Genomic DNA, 17,165 nt, shown 5'->3' with positions numbered 1-17,165 from the left:
GCCGCCGTGCGGGCGCGCGCCTATTCCGCCGGCTTTACGTCGGCCTCGATCTGCGCCCCGTGATCGCGCAGTACCACGGCCACGTCGTAATCCCGTTGCATGCCCAACCACACCTCCGGCCCGGTTCCCAGGTAACGCCCGAGCCGCAAGGCCGTATCCGCTGAAATGGCACGGCGCTCTTTCAGGATGGCAGAGATACGCTTTGCCGGCACATGGAGGGCCGAAGCGAGCGCCTTTGTGGAAAGGCCGCGGGCCGCCATTTCTCTTTTCAGCAAACGACCTGGATGCACAGGGACCACGATGCCCTCCCGAGAATAGCTTACACGTTCAACGTCATTCACGTCGCCAGTCTTGCCCATGCATCAAAGCGCATCGACGCGGACCCTGCCCCCAAATTTGGCCTTCGATGTGCGGCGCGTCTGTTCGTTGAAACGCCCCGTCCTTATGATCATCCGATCCCCTTGCTGCTTTAGCACTCCCCCAGCACCTCGGCGGGAAGGGCCGCGCGGGCCCAGGGCGGAAGAGTGGGCGCTCGCTGGGTTACGGCTCCGTCTTCCCACGTCAGCAGAAGCCGATACTGCCGCGTTCCATTGTCGGCCAGCACCACACGATGCGCGAGGGCAAACACCTCGGCCAGGTTCCGCAGGCTGCCATGAAACCGGCGGGTCAGGTCGCGGGTCGGCACATCGTGCTCCCCGCTGGCCACCCGGGTTGCCACGCGGCTGTCCGACAGAACGGGGCTCGGCACGCCGACAAAAACGACCGTGATCCGATAGCCGGCCGCTCGCGCCTCGCGCAGAAACCGCAGCTCCCCGCGTCCCGAAAGCGTGGTTTCCCAGCCGAACGTCTGCCGCCGGCTCAACAGCGACGCCCGTTCCAGCACCGCCGCCCGGCCGGCGGCCGGCGCGCTGACGGCCGTGTCGCGGGCGATGATGTCGGGGTTTATGATGGGCATGCGCCTGTACAGGTGTCGGCTGGCGATCGTGGACTTGCCGGCCCCGTTCGGGCCGCACACGACCCATAACTCTGGGCTGGTCTCGGGGTTCGCCATCACAGCCGCCGCACCACCTGATCGCCCTGTCGGTCGAACCGGATCAGCTCTGCCCGGCCGTCCGGGTGGTCCTTCCGAAGCAATCCCGGTGGCATATCGTCCGCGATGGAATAGACCGGCCGGCCCGCGTCCAGATGCGACCGTGCGGCCGCCCCATCGTCCTGTGTAAGACCTTGTATCAGATCGCGCCAGATCGGGTCATCGTCACACATCCCTTGGGTCTCCAATGTCATGGCTCTTTTGGCCCGAACCGCACGCAGCGAGGAGCCCCCGCCCGTGCCACAGCCGTGCGGAGGCACCGATGTGCGTTCGGATTTGGCCGCTGGCAAGGGGCCACATTTCGCACGCAACCGGACGAATCGTTTTCTGACGCAGAGGCGTGAGGCCGACACGCACCCCGGCGGGGCGCCCGACCGCCTGAGACGCGCGGGCGCCCGTTCCATCCCCGCGCGGGATCAGGGCGTGCTGGCGATCTGTGCGCGGACGATCTCCGCCCCCCGCGCGGCGGCGCCGGAGACCTCGCCGAACGCCTCCCGCACGGCGGCCGTTTGCCGCGCGATCTGGGCCGGATGCCCGGCGACGGCGGTGTCGATGGCGGTCAGCACCGCATCGACGCTCTCCGCCACCTCCCCCAGCGCCCAGCCCGCGAAGCGCGCGTTGTGCCGCCACGCCGCGTGATGGGCATTGATGAAGGCGGCGGGACGCGGCCGGATCAGAAACTCGTACAGCTGGCTGGACATGTCCCCCAGGTACACATCCGACGCCAGCGTGTACGTCATGTCGACCAGGCGGGGGGAGTCCAGGTCGATGAGAATTTTCCCCGGCTCGGCCAGGCTTTGCCAGCGGTCACGCTCGGCCGCGCCCATGTTTTCGGACACCCGGATGTGCGGCGCGAAAATCAGGTTGTAGCGGGATTGGTGGCGAAAGCGGTCGATCACTTCGGCGGCCACCGGCCAGGACGAGATCTCCGGATCGAAATGCGGATTGTAGAGAACGGTCGGCCGCTCGTTGTCGAACACACGCGGGATGCGTCGGGCCGGATCCGTGAAGAAGTCGAGCTTCACATAGCCGCAGGTTCGCAGCTTCTCGGCCGGCACGTAGCCCTGGGCGAGGGCGCGTTGAAGGTCCTTCGGGCCGGGCACGACGACCAGATCGAACGCGGCCAAGCGGCGTTCCGAGCGGGGCGCCCGGTCGCCTGCCCCGTGCCGGAACTGGATCATCAGCGTGGACCGCAGGCCCATGCTGCGCAGGCGCGCCGATGTCCGCTCCGCCGTCACCACCGCTTTCGCTCGGCGCAGGCGTGGGATCAACGACAGCAGCAGAAACCGCTTCCGCGCGCTCTTCCGGCCGATGACGGCGGCATACACGCGGCCGGGCAGGGGGACGCGGACGCCCTCGATCCGCAGGGCGGGGGCGATCAGATCCTCCCGGACACGATGCAGGCTGTCGGCGGTCGCCTGGTCGCCGTGGGGGTACAGGCACACGACGGAGACATCCGGAAGACTCCGGCTCAGCTCTGCCGCCACCGGCGCGACATGGAAGACCTGATGTGATCCGCCAATGAACAAAAAAACGATGTCCGGCATAAGACTCCTCATGTGACCGCGAACCGTGGCCTCTCGCGTGGCCGCATGCGCCGCGGATCGCCTCAGGCCGGTGACCGGCCTCGCCCTTAGGGCATACCCCTTCTATCGTCGACGGGCGAGGGGCGGCCTTCCACGATCCCCTGCCCGGCCCGGACCCCTGGCGCACCTGCGGTCGCACGCCAACGTTTTGGAGGACCGCACAGACGGCCACCCGACGCCGACCGATGCTCCTGGAGGGCCCATGACCCTGTCCCGACGCCACGTTACCGCCCGCATGGCCGCGACGCTCGCCGTGACGGCGACCCTTCCCTGGGCGCGGCCCGCGCGCGCCTTGGCCCGGACCCCGGCGGAGGCGGCCGGCGCGCTGGACGCGGCGCTCGAACGGCTGCCCCAACTCCATTCGCTCCAGGTGCGGCGCGGGGCCGACGTGGTGTTCGCCGAGGCCCCCCGGGGGGGCGGCCTCGACGCGCCCGCCAACATCAAGTCCTGCTCCAAAAGCCTCGTGGCGCTGCTGTTGGGCGTGGCCATCGACCGGGGCGAGGTGACCGGCGTCGATGCGCCCTTGCGCACGGTCGCCCCGGGCCTCATCCCCGAGGATGCGACGGAGGGCGTCGGCGGCATCACGTTGGAGGATCTCGTGACCCTGCGGGCGGGGTTGGAGGCGACCTCCGGCGCGCATTACGGCGCCTGGGTGGGGTCGAACAACTGGATCGCCCATGCCCTGCGCCGCCCGATGGTGGCCCGGCCGGGCGGGCGCATGATCTATTCGACCGGGTCCACGCACGTGCTCGGCGCGGCGCTGACGGAGGCCACGGGGAAAAGCCTGCTCGCCCAGGCGCGGGAGCGGCTCGGGCAGCCGATGGGCTTCGCCGTGCCGCCCTGGACGCGCGACCCGCAGGGCTACTACTTCGGGGGCAACCAGATGGCGCTGACGCCCCGGGCCATGCTGGATGTCGCCACCATGGTCCGCGACGGCGGCACGTTCGACGGCACACAGGTCGTTTCGGCGGACTGGATGCGCGCGTCGCTGGAGCCGCGCACGGTGTCGCCGTGGTCGGGCATGGACTACGGCTATGGCTGGTTCCTGACTGGTTCCGGCTATGCCATGGCGCGTGGCTACGGCGGGCAGGTGATCGCCGCCCATCCGGAGCGCGCCCTGGCGGTGGCGATCACGTCGGACCCGACTCAGCCGGCCCGCTCCGGCGGCTATTTCGGGGATCTGATGGATCTGCTCGACGGTCCGATCCTCGATCTGGCGTGAACCGGACCCGCCGGCACAGGGGGGCGTCGTGCCTGGAGCGCCCCCGTTTCGCCCCGGCCAAAAAAGGCGAGTCGGCGGCGAAGGCGGCCTCGACCCCATTCCGCTGTCGTTCCGTCAGGCCCCCGTGCTCCCGGAGCGGCGTAGGCGGGGGCGCCCACTCGTCAGGCGGTCCATGGCGCCGGTCCACGAGGCGCTGTCCAGGATCCTCTCGCACGCCTCGGCCTGGGTGGCGAACCGGCGGCGCAGGCTGTCCTTGGTCGGGTCCGCGCGGCCGTCCATGAACGCGCCGTGCAGGTCCATCAGCCGCAGATACGCGGCCACCAGACGATAAACCAGGGTGCGGTCCCGCGCGGGACCAGCGTCCCCCGGCCCGAAGTAGGCGTTCAGGAGGGCGGCGGCCTCTTCGGCGTTCAGGCCGCCCTGGGTGCTCAGGCCGGCGAGGTCGAAATGGGGGTCGCCCATGCCGGAGGCCCGCCAGTCCACGAAGACGACGCGCGAGCCGGTGTCGAACGCGGCCTCCAGCGCCGCCGCGTTGAGGCAGGGCGCGGGCGGCACCGGGATCGTCGCCAGCGTCTCCTGGCACCGCGCCACGGCCTCCGTGATCCGGGTGAGGGTGCGCAGCGGCAGGCCGATCGCCGACTCCCGGGGCCAATGCGGACTGAGGTCCAGGCCCGCGAACGGCGCGCGCTGGCCCTCGAACGTCTGACCGCTGATGTGCAGTAAGCGCAGGCTGGCGGCCAGCCGCCGGAGCATGCCCGGGGCGCCTCGCAGGGACAGGGCCTCGACGGTGCGCCCCGCCCAGGCGGGCCGGACCCACATCCCGTCCGCGGGATCGAACTGAAGCGTGGCCGGCGCCAGGCCGAGGGGCGTGATCCGCTCCAGGTTCAGGCCCTCGTCGTCGGCGGCCGTGTCGTCGGTGCGCGGCACGGGGACCAGCCCGATGGGGTGGCGCGCCCGTCGGGGCGTCCACGCGGGCGGCAGGCGCACATGCAGCGAGTCTGCCGTGGCCTCGCCCGCCCCGGCGCTGATCGTCCCGGGGCTGATCGACACGGTGCAGGTGGGGCCGGTCGGCGCGAGCGGGTGCGGGGTGACGGTCAGGGTGTCGGGGTCGAGCCCCTGAAGCACCCAGACCCGCTGCATCAAAAACGCCCGCAGCGCTTCGGGATCTGCGTCGGTCATGCCGGCTCCCTCGCGGCGCGCGCCGCATCCCGGTAGTGGCCGAGGGCCGTCGCCGCGCGTGCGACCGGGCCGGTCCAGTCGCCGGGCGTGGTCTGCCGCGCCAGCCGCAACGCCGGGTACCAGACCGAGCGCGTGCCCGACAGGCCCCACCGCCAGTCGGCCGCATAGGGCAGCAGCACGAGGCCCGGCACCGCCAGCGCACCCGTGAGGTGTGCCGCCAGCCCGTCGATGGTCACCACCGCGTCGAGCGCGGCGATCTGCGCCGCCCGGCCGTCCAGGTCGTCCGGATCGGCCTCGATGGTGGCATCCCGTAGAAGGGGGCCGGGCAGCGCCGGGGCGTTGTCCTCCAGCGGGTCCGGCCCGCCGGCGCTCGGCTGGATCGAGACGAAGCGCACCCCGGGCACCGCGAACAGGGGGGCGAGGGCATCCCACGGCACCACGCGGTCCGGGTACCGCGTCGCGTCGAGCGGCGTCCAGCTCAACCCGACCAGGAGGTCGGGCGCGGTGCTCTTGGTGTCGTCGTCCGCCGTTGCTGTGGCCGTGGCGATGTAGCGGCTGCGTAGCGCCGCTGCCCGTTCCGGATCGGCCGCGATGGTGGGGGCCGGCGTGATGCTCGCCGCCGGGTCGGGGCCGACGAGCCGCGCCAGACTGCCGAACGGCACCTGGGCGCCCAGATCGGGGGCGCGTGTGTCCGGCGCCGGCGGGTCGGCCGTCGCCACCACGGTGGCCTCCGGCAGGCCGCGCGCAACCAGCGGCACGATGCGGCGGTCGACCTCCAGCACGAGCCGCCCGCCGGACTGGCGCCCGGCGGCGGGCGCCAAGCGCAGGAACATCAGGGCCTCGGCCACCCCCTGGCGCTCGTTCCAGATCAGCAGCGGATGGGAGGCCGTCGTGCCGCCGGTCCAGGGCGGGGCCTCGAACGTGTCCGCCGGGCGGTCGGTGCGCGGCCGCCGCCATTCATAGGCGTCCCAGCCCTCCGCCCAATCCCCGCGCCGGAGCAGGGCCAGGGCCAGGGACAGGTGGGCGTCGATGTTCTCCGGTTCGGCGGCCACGGCCCGGCGGTAGCGTTCGATGGCGGGATCGACCTGATTGCGCCGCTCCAACAGGCGCCCCACCAGCCCGTGTCCCCAGACGAACCCGGGTGCGCGCAAAACGGCGCCGTGGCTTGCCATCAGGGCGTCGTCGAGCCGCCCGGCCTGCTCGTGGATCTGGGCCAGGGTGCGCCACGCCTCGGCGCTGCCCGGATCGGCGGTGATGGCCTGTTCGGTGATCTCCACCGCGGCGTCGAGCCGGCCGGCCGCGCGGAGCAGGCTCGCCCATAGCCTCAGCAGCGGCGCGTGGTGGCGGAGGGCCGGGGTGTCCTGCGCGGCTTCGATCAAGGCCAGCGCGGCGACGCCGTCCCCGGCGTCCCAGAGGGCCAGGGCGCGCTGGTGCAGAACCGCGGGATCCTCGGGGCGGTGGCGAGCCCGCGCCTCCAGCAGGGCGACGGCGCTCCCCATGTCGGTCCCGAGCGCGGCGTCCGGCGGTGTGAGCGTCGGCACCAGATCGGCCATGATCTCGTCGAACGGGGCGGGGCCACCGCCGAAAGGAACGTCGCGGCCCTCCACCGCGCTGTCGTCGTCGCCCGGGTGGAGGGCCTGCAACCGGTGTCGCAGATGCGCCATCATGGGGGCGTCGCCCGCCTTGTGCGCCGCCTGCATAAGGTCGCGCAGCGGCTGCCCCGTCAGGTGGGGCGGCAGGGCCAGCATCCAGACATCGGCGTCGGGCGAGGTCCGCGCGATCAGGGCTGCCATGGCCCGCCGCCACCCGGCCAGCGCGCCGGCGCGGTCGCCCTGTTCCTCCAACGCCCGCGCCAGCCCGATGGCGGCACCCACCGCCGACGGCGCGTCCGCCAGCACGGCGCGGAATCGTACCTCGGCCTCCTCAAGGGCGCCCGTCGCCAGACAGGCCCCGCCCAGCGCGACCCGCAGCGCGATGTCCGGTGTCGGCGTGGCCTCCTGGGCGTGGGACAGCCATCGCAGCGCCTCGTCTCCGTTGCCCGACCGCAGCGCCGCCAGCCCGATCAGCCGCATCAGGTGCAGGGTGTCGGCGTCGGGGGCGATGTGATCCGCGCCGATCGTTACGGCCAGGGCCTGGACGGCGGTATCCTCGCCGGCCCGGAACAGACGAAGGGCGCGCGCCAGGGGCGTCTCATCGGGCGGTCGCGGGGGCGGCGACGGGCGAGGAGAGGTTCGATCCATGGCCTCCGGGCGCTCCGAGTCTGTCATGCCGCCGTCGTTCCGCCGTGTTTCGTGATGGTCCCGCTGGAGGGCTGAGGTCGGCGCGGACGCCGTGGCCGCGCCCCCGGGGCCCTTGGGCCGGGAGCCCTGGTCACGACAGCGAAGGAACCGGCACGGCCTGTCAAGTCCAACGCGCGCGGACCCGGCGCCTGTTCGTCGAAATATGCGAGTCGCGCGGACTATTGTTTGCCTAAACCCCGCGGCGTGCCCTAAATACGAAAGCACCGCAGAAGGCCGGGGCGGACGCGGTCGCGCTCTGGAACGACGACGGGATACCAGGGGCCGCGCCGCCGGATCGCGACGCTGGATACGGCGAGCGCTGGGGAGCGGGGTCCGGTGGCGCCGGACGTCCGGCGACAGGAAGGGTTGGATGCCCACGATAGCGCACTACGAGGTCTACACGCTGGAAGACTCCGGATGGGTCCTGCATGCGCGATTCATCAGCACGGAGAAGGCCCGGGCCCTCGAGGAGGCGCGGGTCGTCGATGAAACGCTGGCGCGCCCCACCAAGGTCGTCAAAGAAACCTACGACACCGAGACGGCACGCTACGGCGAACAGACCGTCTACCTGAGTGCGCGGGCCCGGCACGCGCGTCGGCGCGGCAAGGATCCGTCCCATCCCCAGGGTGGGCCGGGCGGCGCACCCGTCGGGGCAGGCCTGCGGCCGAACGCTCAGATTCCACCGGGACTTGACGCCTTCAGTGGCGAGGCCGCCCGCCCCGGGATCACCCGGTTCGGCGCGCCAACGCACGCGGCGTCGACCAGCGATCTGATCGCCCGCGTGATCTTCACGGTCGTGGGCAGCTTGGTCCTTGCGACATCGGGGACGGCCCTGATCCCGATTGTCATCGCCCTTCTCAGTACCCTTGGCGTCGCCATTCCCAGCGGCGCGCTGTCGAGCACCCTGTTCGCGGTGTTCATGGTGATCTTCCTGGCCAGCGGGTTCTTCCTGACCCTGCGTTTCGTGCCCATGCAGGGCGTGTGGGATCCCGACCGTCCGCGCTCGCGATGGCAGACCAAGGCAAAGACCGCGTCCAAACCGAAGGCGTTCGGGGCGTCCGCGAGCGGCGGCGCGCCGCCGCGGCGCGACCGGGATGCCGTGGGAGACCCGGGGCCGACGGGGGCGACGGCTGCCGCCGGGGGAGACCCCGCCCCGAAAAGCGCGCCTCCTGTGCCCGACCCGGTCCAGGCCCCGGCTTCGGCGTCCCCCAACGCGACGGCCGAGGCCGCGTCCGGCCGCGAGACGCCGTCGCAGAAGGAGCGTGAGCGGGAGAAGGAGCGCGAAAAGCGGGCCGAGAAAGAGCGGGAGAAGGAGCGCCAGCGCAAGAAGAAGAAGGAGAACGGGAAGGCCGCGGAGGACGGCGCGGAGTCTGGTGACGCAAAAGAGAAACCGGCCGAACCCGCCGAGACCGTGAGCAAGGCGCTCCAAACCGCCCAGGATGCCAGCACCGCGTTCCTGAGTCGCTACGTCCCCGCCCTGAAAAGCGTGCGGCCGCGCATCGACACCTACAATCGCTTCGGCATCAATCTGTATCTGGCCGGCGTGTGCGAGATCATCGCCCAGGACCACGGTCTGACCTATGGCGAGTTCGAGCGCTTGCTGCGCGAGACCGTCGAGATCATGGGCACGCGGCCGCCTCAGGCGTCGTCGTTCGTCGACCGTCTGCGCACCTATCTCGCCGAGGACCGCTACGCCGAGATGGTTCAGCACGGCCGCGAGGCCATGACCCTGCAACGCACCGGCGCGGCGGAGCCTTTCGCCAGCCTCGGCATGGTCGTGGAGGACTGGAACACGCCCAAGACCCAAAAGGTCACCGGCAGTACCATCGCCATCGTGTTCACCGACATCGTCGGCTCCACCGACATGACCAGCGAGTACGGGGACATCAAGGCCCAGCAGATCCTGCGCGCCCACAACGCGGCGGTGCGCGCGGCGCTGGCCCGGTTCTCGGGACGTGAGATCAAGCACACCGGCGACGGGATCATGGCCACGTTCGAACACGTGCCGGACGCCGTCTGGGGCATGATCGACGTGCTGAAGGCGGTGCAGGCGCACAACGAGTCCCAGCCCGAGATTCCCTTGCGCATCCGCATCGGCATCAACGCCGGCGAACCGGTCAGCGCCGAGAACGATTACTACGGTCTCGCGGTCACCCTGGCCGCGCGCATCTGCGCCCAGGCGGCCATGAATCAGATCCTGGTCTCGCAGGTGGTGCGGGATCTGTGCGAGGGCACCAAACTGGCCTTCGCCGAGCACGGCGCGGCGCGGCTCAAGGGCATCAAGCAGCCGCAGTCGTTGCACGAGGCGCTGTGGGATGGTGCGCCCAAGGTCGGAACCAACGGAGCCTCCTCCGGGACGCCCGGGGCCGAGGGCAACGACAGGGGAGACCCCAACCCGGGGGCCGGCGCGGCGGACGCCGACCCGGAAGATGGATCCGTGCGCGAGCGAGGCGCGGGACCCGACGGAACGGTCGCACCGCCGCCGCCCCCGACGTCCGCACGGTCGGATGCCGCGGGCGCGTTCGATCCCGACACGGGGGGCTGGCTGGATCAAGCCGCCGCCCCCCAGGGCGCGGCGCCGTCGGCCCCGGATCCGCGTGCCGCAAGGGGGGCCGCAGGATAGGCGAGCCCCCGCCCGGTCGTCGAACCCGAGGTCCGGCGGCTCAGTCGAGCGTGACTTCGCCGTGCCGGAACGGGATCCAGTCCATGTGGTCGCGACGGAACTGGAGTCCGTAGGGCGACTTCAGGAACACCTTCTCAAGGGGGGCCCCCCCCTCGGATTGTGTGCGCGGGACGTCGACCAGGGGCGAGGTCGCGAACAGCGGGTCCCAGTAGGCATCCGGCTCCAGGTCGCCGTCCGACTTTTCCTTGAGTTTCATCGCCTCGTCGATCAGGCTCCAGGCTTCCTCGACCTGTTCGTAGCTCATGCCGGCATCTCCCTTGTCCTGGCGGCCCACCCAAAGGGCCGTCGCGCGGTTGAGTCGGCGCATCGGCATCCGCCCGCGCGTCAGGCCTTGATCTTTAGACTTTCGGGGCGTCTTGGTAAAGATATCGCCACCGACGCGCGTTGCGGCGCCCCCAGACGGAGAACAGTGCATGACGGCCCCGCCCCCGGAGTCCCGCGACGACACGCGAGAGATGTACGCGGAAATCAGCACCCTGCTCGGGCACCTCGGCACGGCGCTGGAGATGGAGCCGGACGCCGTGGCGGCACTGCTGGAACAGGGCGCGCTCGATTTGCGTATGGAGACCGACGAGGCGGGCTGCCCATGCGTCGCCGTGACCCACGGCACGGGCGCCGACCGGCGCGAGGCCCGCATTTACAAGGACACGATTCTCCACCGGGGCACGCCGCCCGGGGATGCAGGTCCGGCCCCCCTTGACACCGGCAGCAAGACCGGGCGCGGATGATCCGCGGCCAGCGTGCGCGGCCCCATCGCACGGTTCAGAGTGTATGGCGACAGTGAAGCCGACAATTCAGAAATACGAAGCCGGGGACATCATCTTTCGGGAGGGTGAACCCAGCGCCATGGCCTTCATCGTCGCGGCCGGCGAGGTGGCCCTGTTCAAGGAATCGGAGCGGGGCCTCATTCATCTGGCGACCGTCGGCAAGGGCGAACTGCTCGGCGAGATGGGGGCCATCGATACCGATCCCCGGGGCGCGACGGCGGTGGCGCGTGGGCCTGTGACGCTGCATGCCTATGGCCGCAAGGCGTTCGTCCGTCGGCTGGAGGACGATCCGGATCTGGCGCTGCGGCTGATGGTCCGGCTGTCCCGGCGCCTGCGCAACGCGAACGAGCGGATCGCCCGGCTGGAGCCCGTCGCCGATGTGACGCCGGAGGGCCGGTCGGGCGACGAGTCCGGCACCAGCACGGCGCTGGTCCCCGTGACGGCGGCGGCCGTCGGTGGGATGGCCGACGGCGGGGGCGGTGGTGGCGCCAGTGGTGGTGGGGGCGCGCGCGGCGACGGGCTGCTCGGCCGGCTGATCGGGGTCCTCAAGGGCGGGAGCGGCCCCAAGACTGCGGAGAGCGCGTTGGCCGGCGCGGCGCGGGTCCGTCACCCGGTGCTGGCCGTGGCGGGCTTTCCGGAGCGGGGCGGCGAGGAACAGCGCGTCCGCGTGCTGGAGGCTCTGGAGGGCCTGGCCGCCGTCCGTTTGCGCAAGCTGGATCGGGCGGTGCCGTATTCGGCGGAGTTGGATCCGTACACCGCGCTGAGCGGCGCGATCGGTGCCGGCCGGCCCATGCTGCGCGAGGTCGGGGCGGACCTGCTGGTGTGGGGCGGCCCGGATGCCAGCGGGCGCCTGGTGGAGCTGCGCTTTCTGAGCCCCTGGGGCAGCACGGAGATCGAGCGCATCGGCATGATGTCGCCGCAGAACGCCCTTTATGTCCCCGTGGACTTCGATCCGTCGTGGCATGTGCTGATTCAGGCCGTGACGCTGGCGGCCATGGAACCGCGATCGGAGGCCCAGGGGCGGGCGCTGGTCGAAACCCTGCCGCCGCTGGCCGAGGCCGCCGGGGCGCTGCTGTCCGAGCTTCCCTACGGGCTCAGCGGTCTGGAAACGGCACAGATCGTCGGCTGTTACGGAAACGTCCTGGCCATGGTCGGCGCCTGGGCCAACGAACCGGCCTGGCTGGAGCATGCCGCCGCCGCCTACGAGGAGGCGATCCGCCATCTGCCTCGCGATGCCGACGCCGAGTGGGGGGTGCTGCACCGCTCGCTGGGACTGGTGTGGCAGGCGCTGGTGGAGCGCAACCACCCCACCATCGGGCCGCGTCAGGCGGCGGATGCGTTCAAGGCCGCGCTCGAATCGTTTCATCGCGACCTGTACCCCTATGACTGGGCCGGCCTGAAAAGCCGCCTGGGGCTGCTGTGCTATCGGATCCACATGGCGGAGGGCGACCCGGCCGCGCTGCGGGATTCGATCAACGCGTTTCAGGCCGCGCTCCAGGTCTTCAGCCCGGCCGACACGCCCGATCGGTGGGGCGAGATCATGCACGACCTCGCCCAGGTGCTTCAGGTCTACGGCGGGCAGGAGCGCAAGCCGGAAATCCTGACGCGCGCGGTGGAGGCCGCCAACGCCGCGTTGCAGGTGCGGCCGCTCGACCGGGTGCCGCTGTTGTGGGCCGCGACCCAGAACAACCTGGGATCCGCGCTGTTCCTGCTGTTCCGCGTGACCAAGGATGCCGGGGCGCTGCACCGTGCGCGCGAGGCGTTCCACCTGTCCGCCGGGACCTACGAAGTGCAGGGCGCCAAGCGGCAGGCCGATATCGTGGCCCGCAACCTCCGACGGGTGGAAAACCTGATCGACCGGCAGGGTGGTGCGTCGGCGCCGGATCCAGCCTGGGCGCGGGGCGACGGCGGAGGGGCGGTCCCGCCGGACGCGAGCGATGGTCCCGAGGCGCTGCCCCTGGACGGGGGCCTGCGGTAGCGACCCCACGTCGGGCACGGTGCGTGGCCGGAGTCCCGCGCCCAGGCCGGATCCCGCGCTGGATTCGGCGTTTGCTCGGGTTTTTTGGGGCGCGGGCCCGCAATCCGGGCGCGCATAGGCCCGCGGGCGGCAAACCCTAGCCGCGCCCGGGTCTGTCACGTTTTGCGTTTATGTCCAGGATGTTGCGTTGTCATACCGACCGTTCGCAGTCGTGCGTATACGCGCGAAACACGGACGGTGTGCTGGCATTTCGACGAAAAATCCCGACGAGATGCGCAGATGTATTGGCGACGGCGCGGTTTTCAGGTATCCCTGAAACGGTTTTTATCGCCACCGTATGAAGGTTCTTCCTCCGCTATGCAGTCTCGGTCTTCGGCCACGGTGAAGTGGTTTAACGCCACCAAGGGCTTCGGCTTCGTTGCCCTCCAGGATGGCACTCCCGACGCATTCCTCCACATTTCCGTACTTCAGCGTGCGGGCTATCGGGATATTCCTGAAGGCGCGACGCTCGTTTGCGACCTCTCCATGGGGCAGAAGGGACCGCAGGTCGCCTTCATCCATGAGGTTGATGTTCCGGAGGGCGCTCAGGTCGCTGGCAGCGTCGATGGCCCGGGTGGTGAGGAAGAAATTGACGGTGTCGTCAAGTTCTTCAGCGCCGACAAGGGGTTCGGGTTCGTCACGCCGGACAGCGGTGGCAAGGACGTGTACGTGGGCAGCCGGGCGCTGGAGTACTCGGGCCTGACCACGCTGGACGCCGGGCAGCGCGTGCGGATGATGTGCCGCATGGGCAAGAAAGGCCCGATGGCCGGTCGCGTCGAACTCATCTGATGCCACGGTGGAGCGGTCCGCGCGCCGGCCGGTTCGGTCCGGCGCCGCGGGCGTTCCTGGCGTCATGGTGAACGGATCCGCGCCCGGTCGTCGGGAGCGAGGCCTGTCGGTTGGACAGGGGCGACCGAGCGCCCCGTGTGAGAGGCGTTCGCGTCCGGGCGAGCCCGCACAGCTCCGATGTCATATCGGGCGGTTTGGCGGATGGCGGTACGGTGTTGGCCTTTGTGATCTTCGGGATCGCCGGCTCGCGACTACTTTTTTCATGCTGGTCCAGGTTTAGGATGGGCTGGCCCAGGCTGAGGCGGGTGACGTCCGAATCCCGCGTCTGGCGCTGGGCTTTTTTAGTTTAGTCCTGGGCTTTTTTATTCTGAAGGGGGTTACGGCGCGGTGCGTCGTCACCCAACCTGTCTCCTCCCCCTATCGATCCAAAGCCCCTCGCCGCGCCGGGTGCGCGAATCGTCGGGCCTTCGCCGCGGATGCGGGGGGGCGGCGCCCGTCGTGGCCGCCGGTCTTGTTGCGTGTCCGCCACAGGTCGCCGGTATGGCGGCGCGGGGATGCCGGCCGATTGCACGCCGCAGTGACGGGGACGCCCTGGCGTTAAGTACTGGTTTTGCCGCGCCTGTGAGTCGGGCAAGCACTGGTGTCGTGGCGCCGGTCCGAACACGCGCACCTTGCCGCCCCTTTTCTCGGTATGGCTCCCCTGTTCGTCTGGATCCCGCGGTCCACCGTTCGCGCCCTGTCGATCAAAAACACACCCGTCGATCTGAGTGCTTGCAATGATTTGTGCGGACGCGGCGCTATTTTTCTCGGGTGCCGGACGATAGATACGTGGACGCTTGCCGTGTCCCTATGTCTTCGATGGTAATTCGTAGATTCCGCTTGCGTGGTTTTCACTATTTCCATAAATTTTGGACTAATCGATACGAGGCCGACCCGCAGCGGGCGGTCGTGCGTTGCCGTCATCCAGCTCCCTCCGGCGTGCCGTTCCCGCGATGGGGGTGTGTTCGGGGGAGGGAGGAGGGGGCGCCAGACGATAAGGAGAACCGCCGTGCTCGACCGTGTTCTTGGGGCAACGCTCTCCGCCGCGATGGCGTCCGCCCTTGCGCTGACACTGGCGATGCCCGCCCAGGCCCAGTCGACGGGCGATCGGGGAGCGTCCGACCCACTGGCCCAGTCGCCGGGCCTCGTCGCGCCCATGGACGACCCGCTCGACATGAACCGCGCGGCCCAGCCGGCGCTGCCCGCCGATGCCCCCGCGTGTTCGGTTCCCACCGGCACCTGCGAGGATTTCGACCAGAGCGCGGAGGACCTGCGCCGCCGGCTGTTGGACGCCGTGGCCCAGGGCGACGAAGGCAACGTCCTCGCCGATCTGCTGGACGACGGCCTGTGTGAGGCCGAGGAAGACGCTCTTGAGCAGGCCCTGGCCACCATGGCCCAGGAGTCGCCCGAGGCCTCGGCCGCCGTGGTGCGCGCTCTGGTGTCGGAGGCCATGGCGGCCGCCGAGACCAACGGACAAGCGGCGGTCAACCTGCTGAGCGTGGCGTTGGTGGCGATCCCGGAGGAAAGTCCGGTGACCGTCGTCTCGGCCGGAACGCCGGACACGCCGGCCGACCCTCTGCTGGATGGCGACTTCTTCGCCCAGCTTGACGAGGCCTACCAGCGGGCGGAAGCCCAGGCTCTGGCGGACGGTTGCGTGCTTCAGGATACGCTGGCCGGGTTTGAAACGGCAGCGGGGGGCGCTGAGCCCAACACCGCGCCGGCGGACGTCTTCGGCCGCACCTCTAACACCGGGGGCAGCGATCCCGGGCCGCTGCCGTTCAACGACGTCGTGCGCGTCAGTCCGATCTAACCGCCGGTCTAAGGCGTGTCGGGGGCGCGTGGGATCGACCGGAGCCGACACGGAGGCCACGGTCGAAGCGGGCGACTGTGTCTCGGACGGCTGAAGGGGGGCAGGTGGGCGACGCCGGTGAATAATGGCTGGGGGATACCGTGAAAAAAGTTGTTTCGTCCGCGCTTGCGGTGGCGTGCCTGCTTGCGGCGGACAGTGCCGTCGCCCAGAGCCTTGATCGAATCAATGACCGTGGACTGGACCGGGGGCGGGCGGAGGCGCTGGAGCGGTATCGCCTGGATCGGTCCGTGGACCGCGGGCGTGCCCAGGGACGGGAAGCCGAACGGTATACGGTCAGCCCCGCCTGGAGTCCGGACGCCAATCGCTTCGCCGGCCGTCCGTCGGGACGGGGGGCCGCTCAGCGGATCGGCGGTCAGGACCGGGACGTGGACTTCACCCGCAGCGTCGGCCAGCGCCAGCGTGCCGAGGGTCTGAACCCCCAAGGGGGCCGCGTCGGGTTGTTCCGCGTGTTCCCGCGCCTGTCCGCTGGCGGTGCGTACGAAAGCAACGTGTTCGCGACGGACGAGGACACCAAGGGCGATTTCGTCGCCACCGTTGAGCCGAATCTGACGGTCCGTTCGGACTGGCCGGTGCACAGCCTGAACTTCGGTGCGCACGCGGTCATCGGCCGCCACGCCGAATACACCGGCGAGGACTATAACGATTTCGGGGCCGAGGCCGACGGCGTGATCGAAATCCAGCGCGGCACCGACTTTCTGTGGAGCGCCGCCTACGAGGAAGGACACCTTGGGCGCGGCAGCCCCGATGACGTGGGCGGCGGGGACGGCCCGCGCACCTTCGACCGCAGCACCGGCTATGCCGCGCTGTCCCGGTCGCTCGGGGTTTTGGGGGCGACGGTCGATTCGTCGATCACCTACACGGATTTCCACGACGGCGAGACCATCACCGGCGCGACCATCAACCACGACGACGACGATCACGTGGTGATCGCGCCGGGCGCCCGGCTGAGCTACAGCCATGTCGCGGGCGACGAGCTGTACGTGCGCACCCGGTACGTGGAAACCATTTTCGATGATCCGACGGAAGACGGCGGTCCGGATCGCGACAACACCGGGTTCGACCTGATCTTCGGCGCCACCAAGACCTTCGATGCGGTGTGGCGCGGCGAGGTCTATGCCGGCTATGCGCCGCGGTTCTTCGACGACGACGCCATGGAGGCGATCAACGGCGCCGATGCCATCGTGGCCGGCGTCAGCGTCGTGTGGAACCCCACCGCCCAGACCTCGGTGCTCGGCAATGTCCGCCGCTCCGCCACGGCCACCGTGACCGGGACCACCTCGGGCATTTCGGCGACCGGCCTGGGTTTGGGGGTCGAGCACGAGGTGACCCGCGCGACGGTCGTCTTCGGCACGGTCCAGTACTCGTACAACGACTTCATTGGCGAATCCCGCGAGGACGACATCTACGAGCTCAATCTCGGCGCGGATTATGCCATGAACCGCTATGTCAGCTTCGACCTGGGCTACAACTTTACCCAGCAGGACAGCAGCGAAGACGGCGAGGACTACGAAGGGCACACGATTGGGCTGGGTGTGACCTTGCGCTACTGATGCCGCGCCGGATCGCCCGGCCGGGACACCGGCCTGGCAGCGGTCCGAACGGCAATTCCACCAGCTTGAGAGAACGAACGGATAGCAGGAGGTA

General features: G+C 70.1%; 14 protein-coding genes. 7 read left to right on the top strand and 7 right to left on the bottom strand.

The genetic code is table 11. The annotated features are described in order from the left end of the window. Positions 1-20 precede the first annotated feature (20 nt). From GGD82_RS15050 to GGD82_RS15035, 4 genes are all read right to left on the bottom strand, one after another. Complete coding sequence (locus GGD82_RS15050; protein ID WP_150063242.1) at positions 21-359, bottom strand: HigA family addiction module antitoxin; 339 nt, start codon at positions 357-359, stop codon at positions 21-23. A gap of 110 nt (positions 360-469) precedes the next feature. Continuing rightward, on the bottom strand, positions 470-1,051 hold the full coding sequence (locus GGD82_RS15045; protein WP_150063241.1) for an ATPase: 582 nt from the start codon (positions 1,049-1,051) through the stop codon (positions 470-472). Further along, positions 1,051-1,263 (bottom strand): hypothetical protein, encoded by a 213-nt coding sequence (locus tag GGD82_RS15040; RefSeq protein ID WP_150063240.1) that lies wholly within the window; start codon positions 1,261-1,263, stop codon positions 1,051-1,053. The genes GGD82_RS15045 and GGD82_RS15040 overlap by 1 nt, the downstream gene beginning before the upstream one ends. Before the next feature lie 243 nt (positions 1,264-1,506). After that, positions 1,507-2,637: a CDP-glycerol glycerophosphotransferase family protein gene (locus tag GGD82_RS15035; RefSeq protein WP_150063239.1), complete on the bottom strand. Its 1,131-nt coding sequence runs from the start codon at positions 2,635-2,637 to the stop codon at positions 1,507-1,509. Positions 2,638-2,878: 241 nt separating this feature from the next. On the opposite strand from GGD82_RS15035, the gene GGD82_RS15030 reads away from it, so the two are divergent. Then, entirely contained in the window at positions 2,879-3,898 is a 1,020-nt protein-coding gene (locus tag GGD82_RS15030) for a serine hydrolase domain-containing protein (protein WP_150063238.1), read from the top strand. A 114-nt stretch (positions 3,899-4,012) separates the two neighbouring features. On the opposite strand, the gene GGD82_RS15025 is transcribed toward GGD82_RS15030, so the two are convergent. Next, on the bottom strand, positions 4,013-5,077 hold the full coding sequence (locus GGD82_RS15025) for a phosphotransferase family protein (RefSeq protein WP_150063237.1): 1,065 nt from the start codon (positions 5,075-5,077) through the stop codon (positions 4,013-4,015). After that, complete coding sequence (locus GGD82_RS15020; RefSeq protein WP_150063236.1) at positions 5,074-7,344, bottom strand: tetratricopeptide repeat protein; 2,271 nt, start codon at positions 7,342-7,344, stop codon at positions 5,074-5,076. The genes GGD82_RS15025 and GGD82_RS15020 overlap by 4 nt, the downstream gene beginning before the upstream one ends. 382 nt (positions 7,345-7,726) lie before the next feature. On the opposite strand from GGD82_RS15020, the gene GGD82_RS15015 reads away from it, so the two are divergent. Further along, on the top strand, positions 7,727-9,979 hold the full coding sequence (locus GGD82_RS15015) for an adenylate/guanylate cyclase domain-containing protein (RefSeq protein WP_170284370.1): 2,253 nt from the start codon (positions 7,727-7,729) through the stop codon (positions 9,977-9,979). Positions 9,980-10,019: 40 nt separating this feature from the next. Here GGD82_RS15015 and GGD82_RS15010 read toward each other — a convergent pair whose 3' ends face one another. Continuing rightward, positions 10,020-10,283, bottom strand: a complete 264-nt coding sequence (locus GGD82_RS15010) for a hypothetical protein (protein ID WP_150063234.1) — start codon at positions 10,281-10,283, stop codon at positions 10,020-10,022. 169 nt (positions 10,284-10,452) lie between these two features. On the opposite strand from GGD82_RS15010, the gene GGD82_RS15005 reads away from it, so the two are divergent. The 5 genes from GGD82_RS15005 to GGD82_RS14985 all read left to right on the top strand — a co-directional run bounded on the left by GGD82_RS15005 (position 10,453) and on the right by GGD82_RS14985 (position 17,071). Next, positions 10,453-10,767 carry a hypothetical protein gene (locus GGD82_RS15005; protein ID WP_150063233.1) on the top strand — a complete coding sequence of 105 codons (315 nt, stop codon included), beginning with the start codon at positions 10,453-10,455 and terminating at the stop codon, positions 10,765-10,767. Positions 10,768-10,810: 43 nt separating this feature from the next. After that, positions 10,811-12,784 (top strand): Crp/Fnr family transcriptional regulator, encoded by a 1,974-nt coding sequence (locus GGD82_RS15000; RefSeq protein WP_170284369.1) that lies wholly within the window; start codon positions 10,811-10,813, stop codon positions 12,782-12,784. Positions 12,785-13,141: 357 nt separating this feature from the next. Further along, on the top strand, positions 13,142-13,612 hold the full coding sequence (locus GGD82_RS14995; RefSeq protein ID WP_150063231.1) for a cold-shock protein: 471 nt from the start codon (positions 13,142-13,144) through the stop codon (positions 13,610-13,612). A 1,048-nt stretch (positions 13,613-14,660) separates the two neighbouring features. Then, positions 14,661-15,461 (top strand): hypothetical protein, encoded by an 801-nt coding sequence (locus GGD82_RS14990; RefSeq protein WP_150063230.1) that lies wholly within the window; start codon positions 14,661-14,663, stop codon positions 15,459-15,461. Positions 15,462-15,601: 140 nt separating this feature from the next. Beyond that, on the top strand, positions 15,602-17,071 hold the full coding sequence (locus tag GGD82_RS14985; RefSeq protein ID WP_170284368.1) for an outer membrane beta-barrel protein: 1,470 nt from the start codon (positions 15,602-15,604) through the stop codon (positions 17,069-17,071). Positions 17,072-17,165 lie beyond the last annotated feature (94 nt).

Origin of the sequence: Roseospira marina, from assembly GCF_014197855.1 — a bacterium.
GTDB lineage: Bacteria > Pseudomonadota > Alphaproteobacteria > Rhodospirillales > Rhodospirillaceae > Rhodospira > Rhodospira marina.
This window is presented reverse-complemented; position numbering and strand designations above follow the sequence as displayed.

Bases quoted from the DNA above. Each gene is read 5' to 3' on its own strand.
- GGD82_RS15050 (WP_150063242.1), bottom strand. From the start codon at position 359: ATGGGCAAGACTGGCGACGTGAATGACGTTGAACGTGTAAGCTATTCT.
- GGD82_RS15045 (WP_150063241.1), bottom strand. From the start codon at position 1,051: ATGGCGAACCCCGAGACCAGCCCAGAGTTATGGGTCGTGTGCGGCCCG.
- GGD82_RS15040 (WP_150063240.1), bottom strand. From the start codon at position 1,263: ATGTGTGACGATGACCCGATCTGGCGCGATCTGATACAAGGTCTTACA.
- GGD82_RS15035 (WP_150063239.1), bottom strand. From the start codon at position 2,637: ATGCCGGACATCGTTTTTTTGTTCATTGGCGGATCACATCAGGTCTTC.
- GGD82_RS15030 (WP_150063238.1), top strand. From the start codon at position 2,879: ATGACCCTGTCCCGACGCCACGTTACCGCCCGCATGGCCGCGACGCTC.
- GGD82_RS15025 (WP_150063237.1), bottom strand. From the start codon at position 5,077: ATGACCGACGCAGATCCCGAAGCGCTGCGGGCGTTTTTGATGCAGCGG.
- GGD82_RS15020 (WP_150063236.1), bottom strand. From the start codon at position 7,344: ATGACAGACTCGGAGCGCCCGGAGGCCATGGATCGAACCTCTCCTCGC.
- GGD82_RS15015 (WP_170284370.1), top strand. From the start codon at position 7,727: ATGCCCACGATAGCGCACTACGAGGTCTACACGCTGGAAGACTCCGGA.
- GGD82_RS15010 (WP_150063234.1), bottom strand. From the start codon at position 10,283: ATGAGCTACGAACAGGTCGAGGAAGCCTGGAGCCTGATCGACGAGGCG.
- GGD82_RS15005 (WP_150063233.1), top strand. From the start codon at position 10,453: ATGACGGCCCCGCCCCCGGAGTCCCGCGACGACACGCGAGAGATGTAC.
- GGD82_RS15000 (WP_170284369.1), top strand. From the start codon at position 10,811: ATGGCGACAGTGAAGCCGACAATTCAGAAATACGAAGCCGGGGACATC.
- GGD82_RS14995 (WP_150063231.1), top strand. From the start codon at position 13,142: ATGCAGTCTCGGTCTTCGGCCACGGTGAAGTGGTTTAACGCCACCAAG.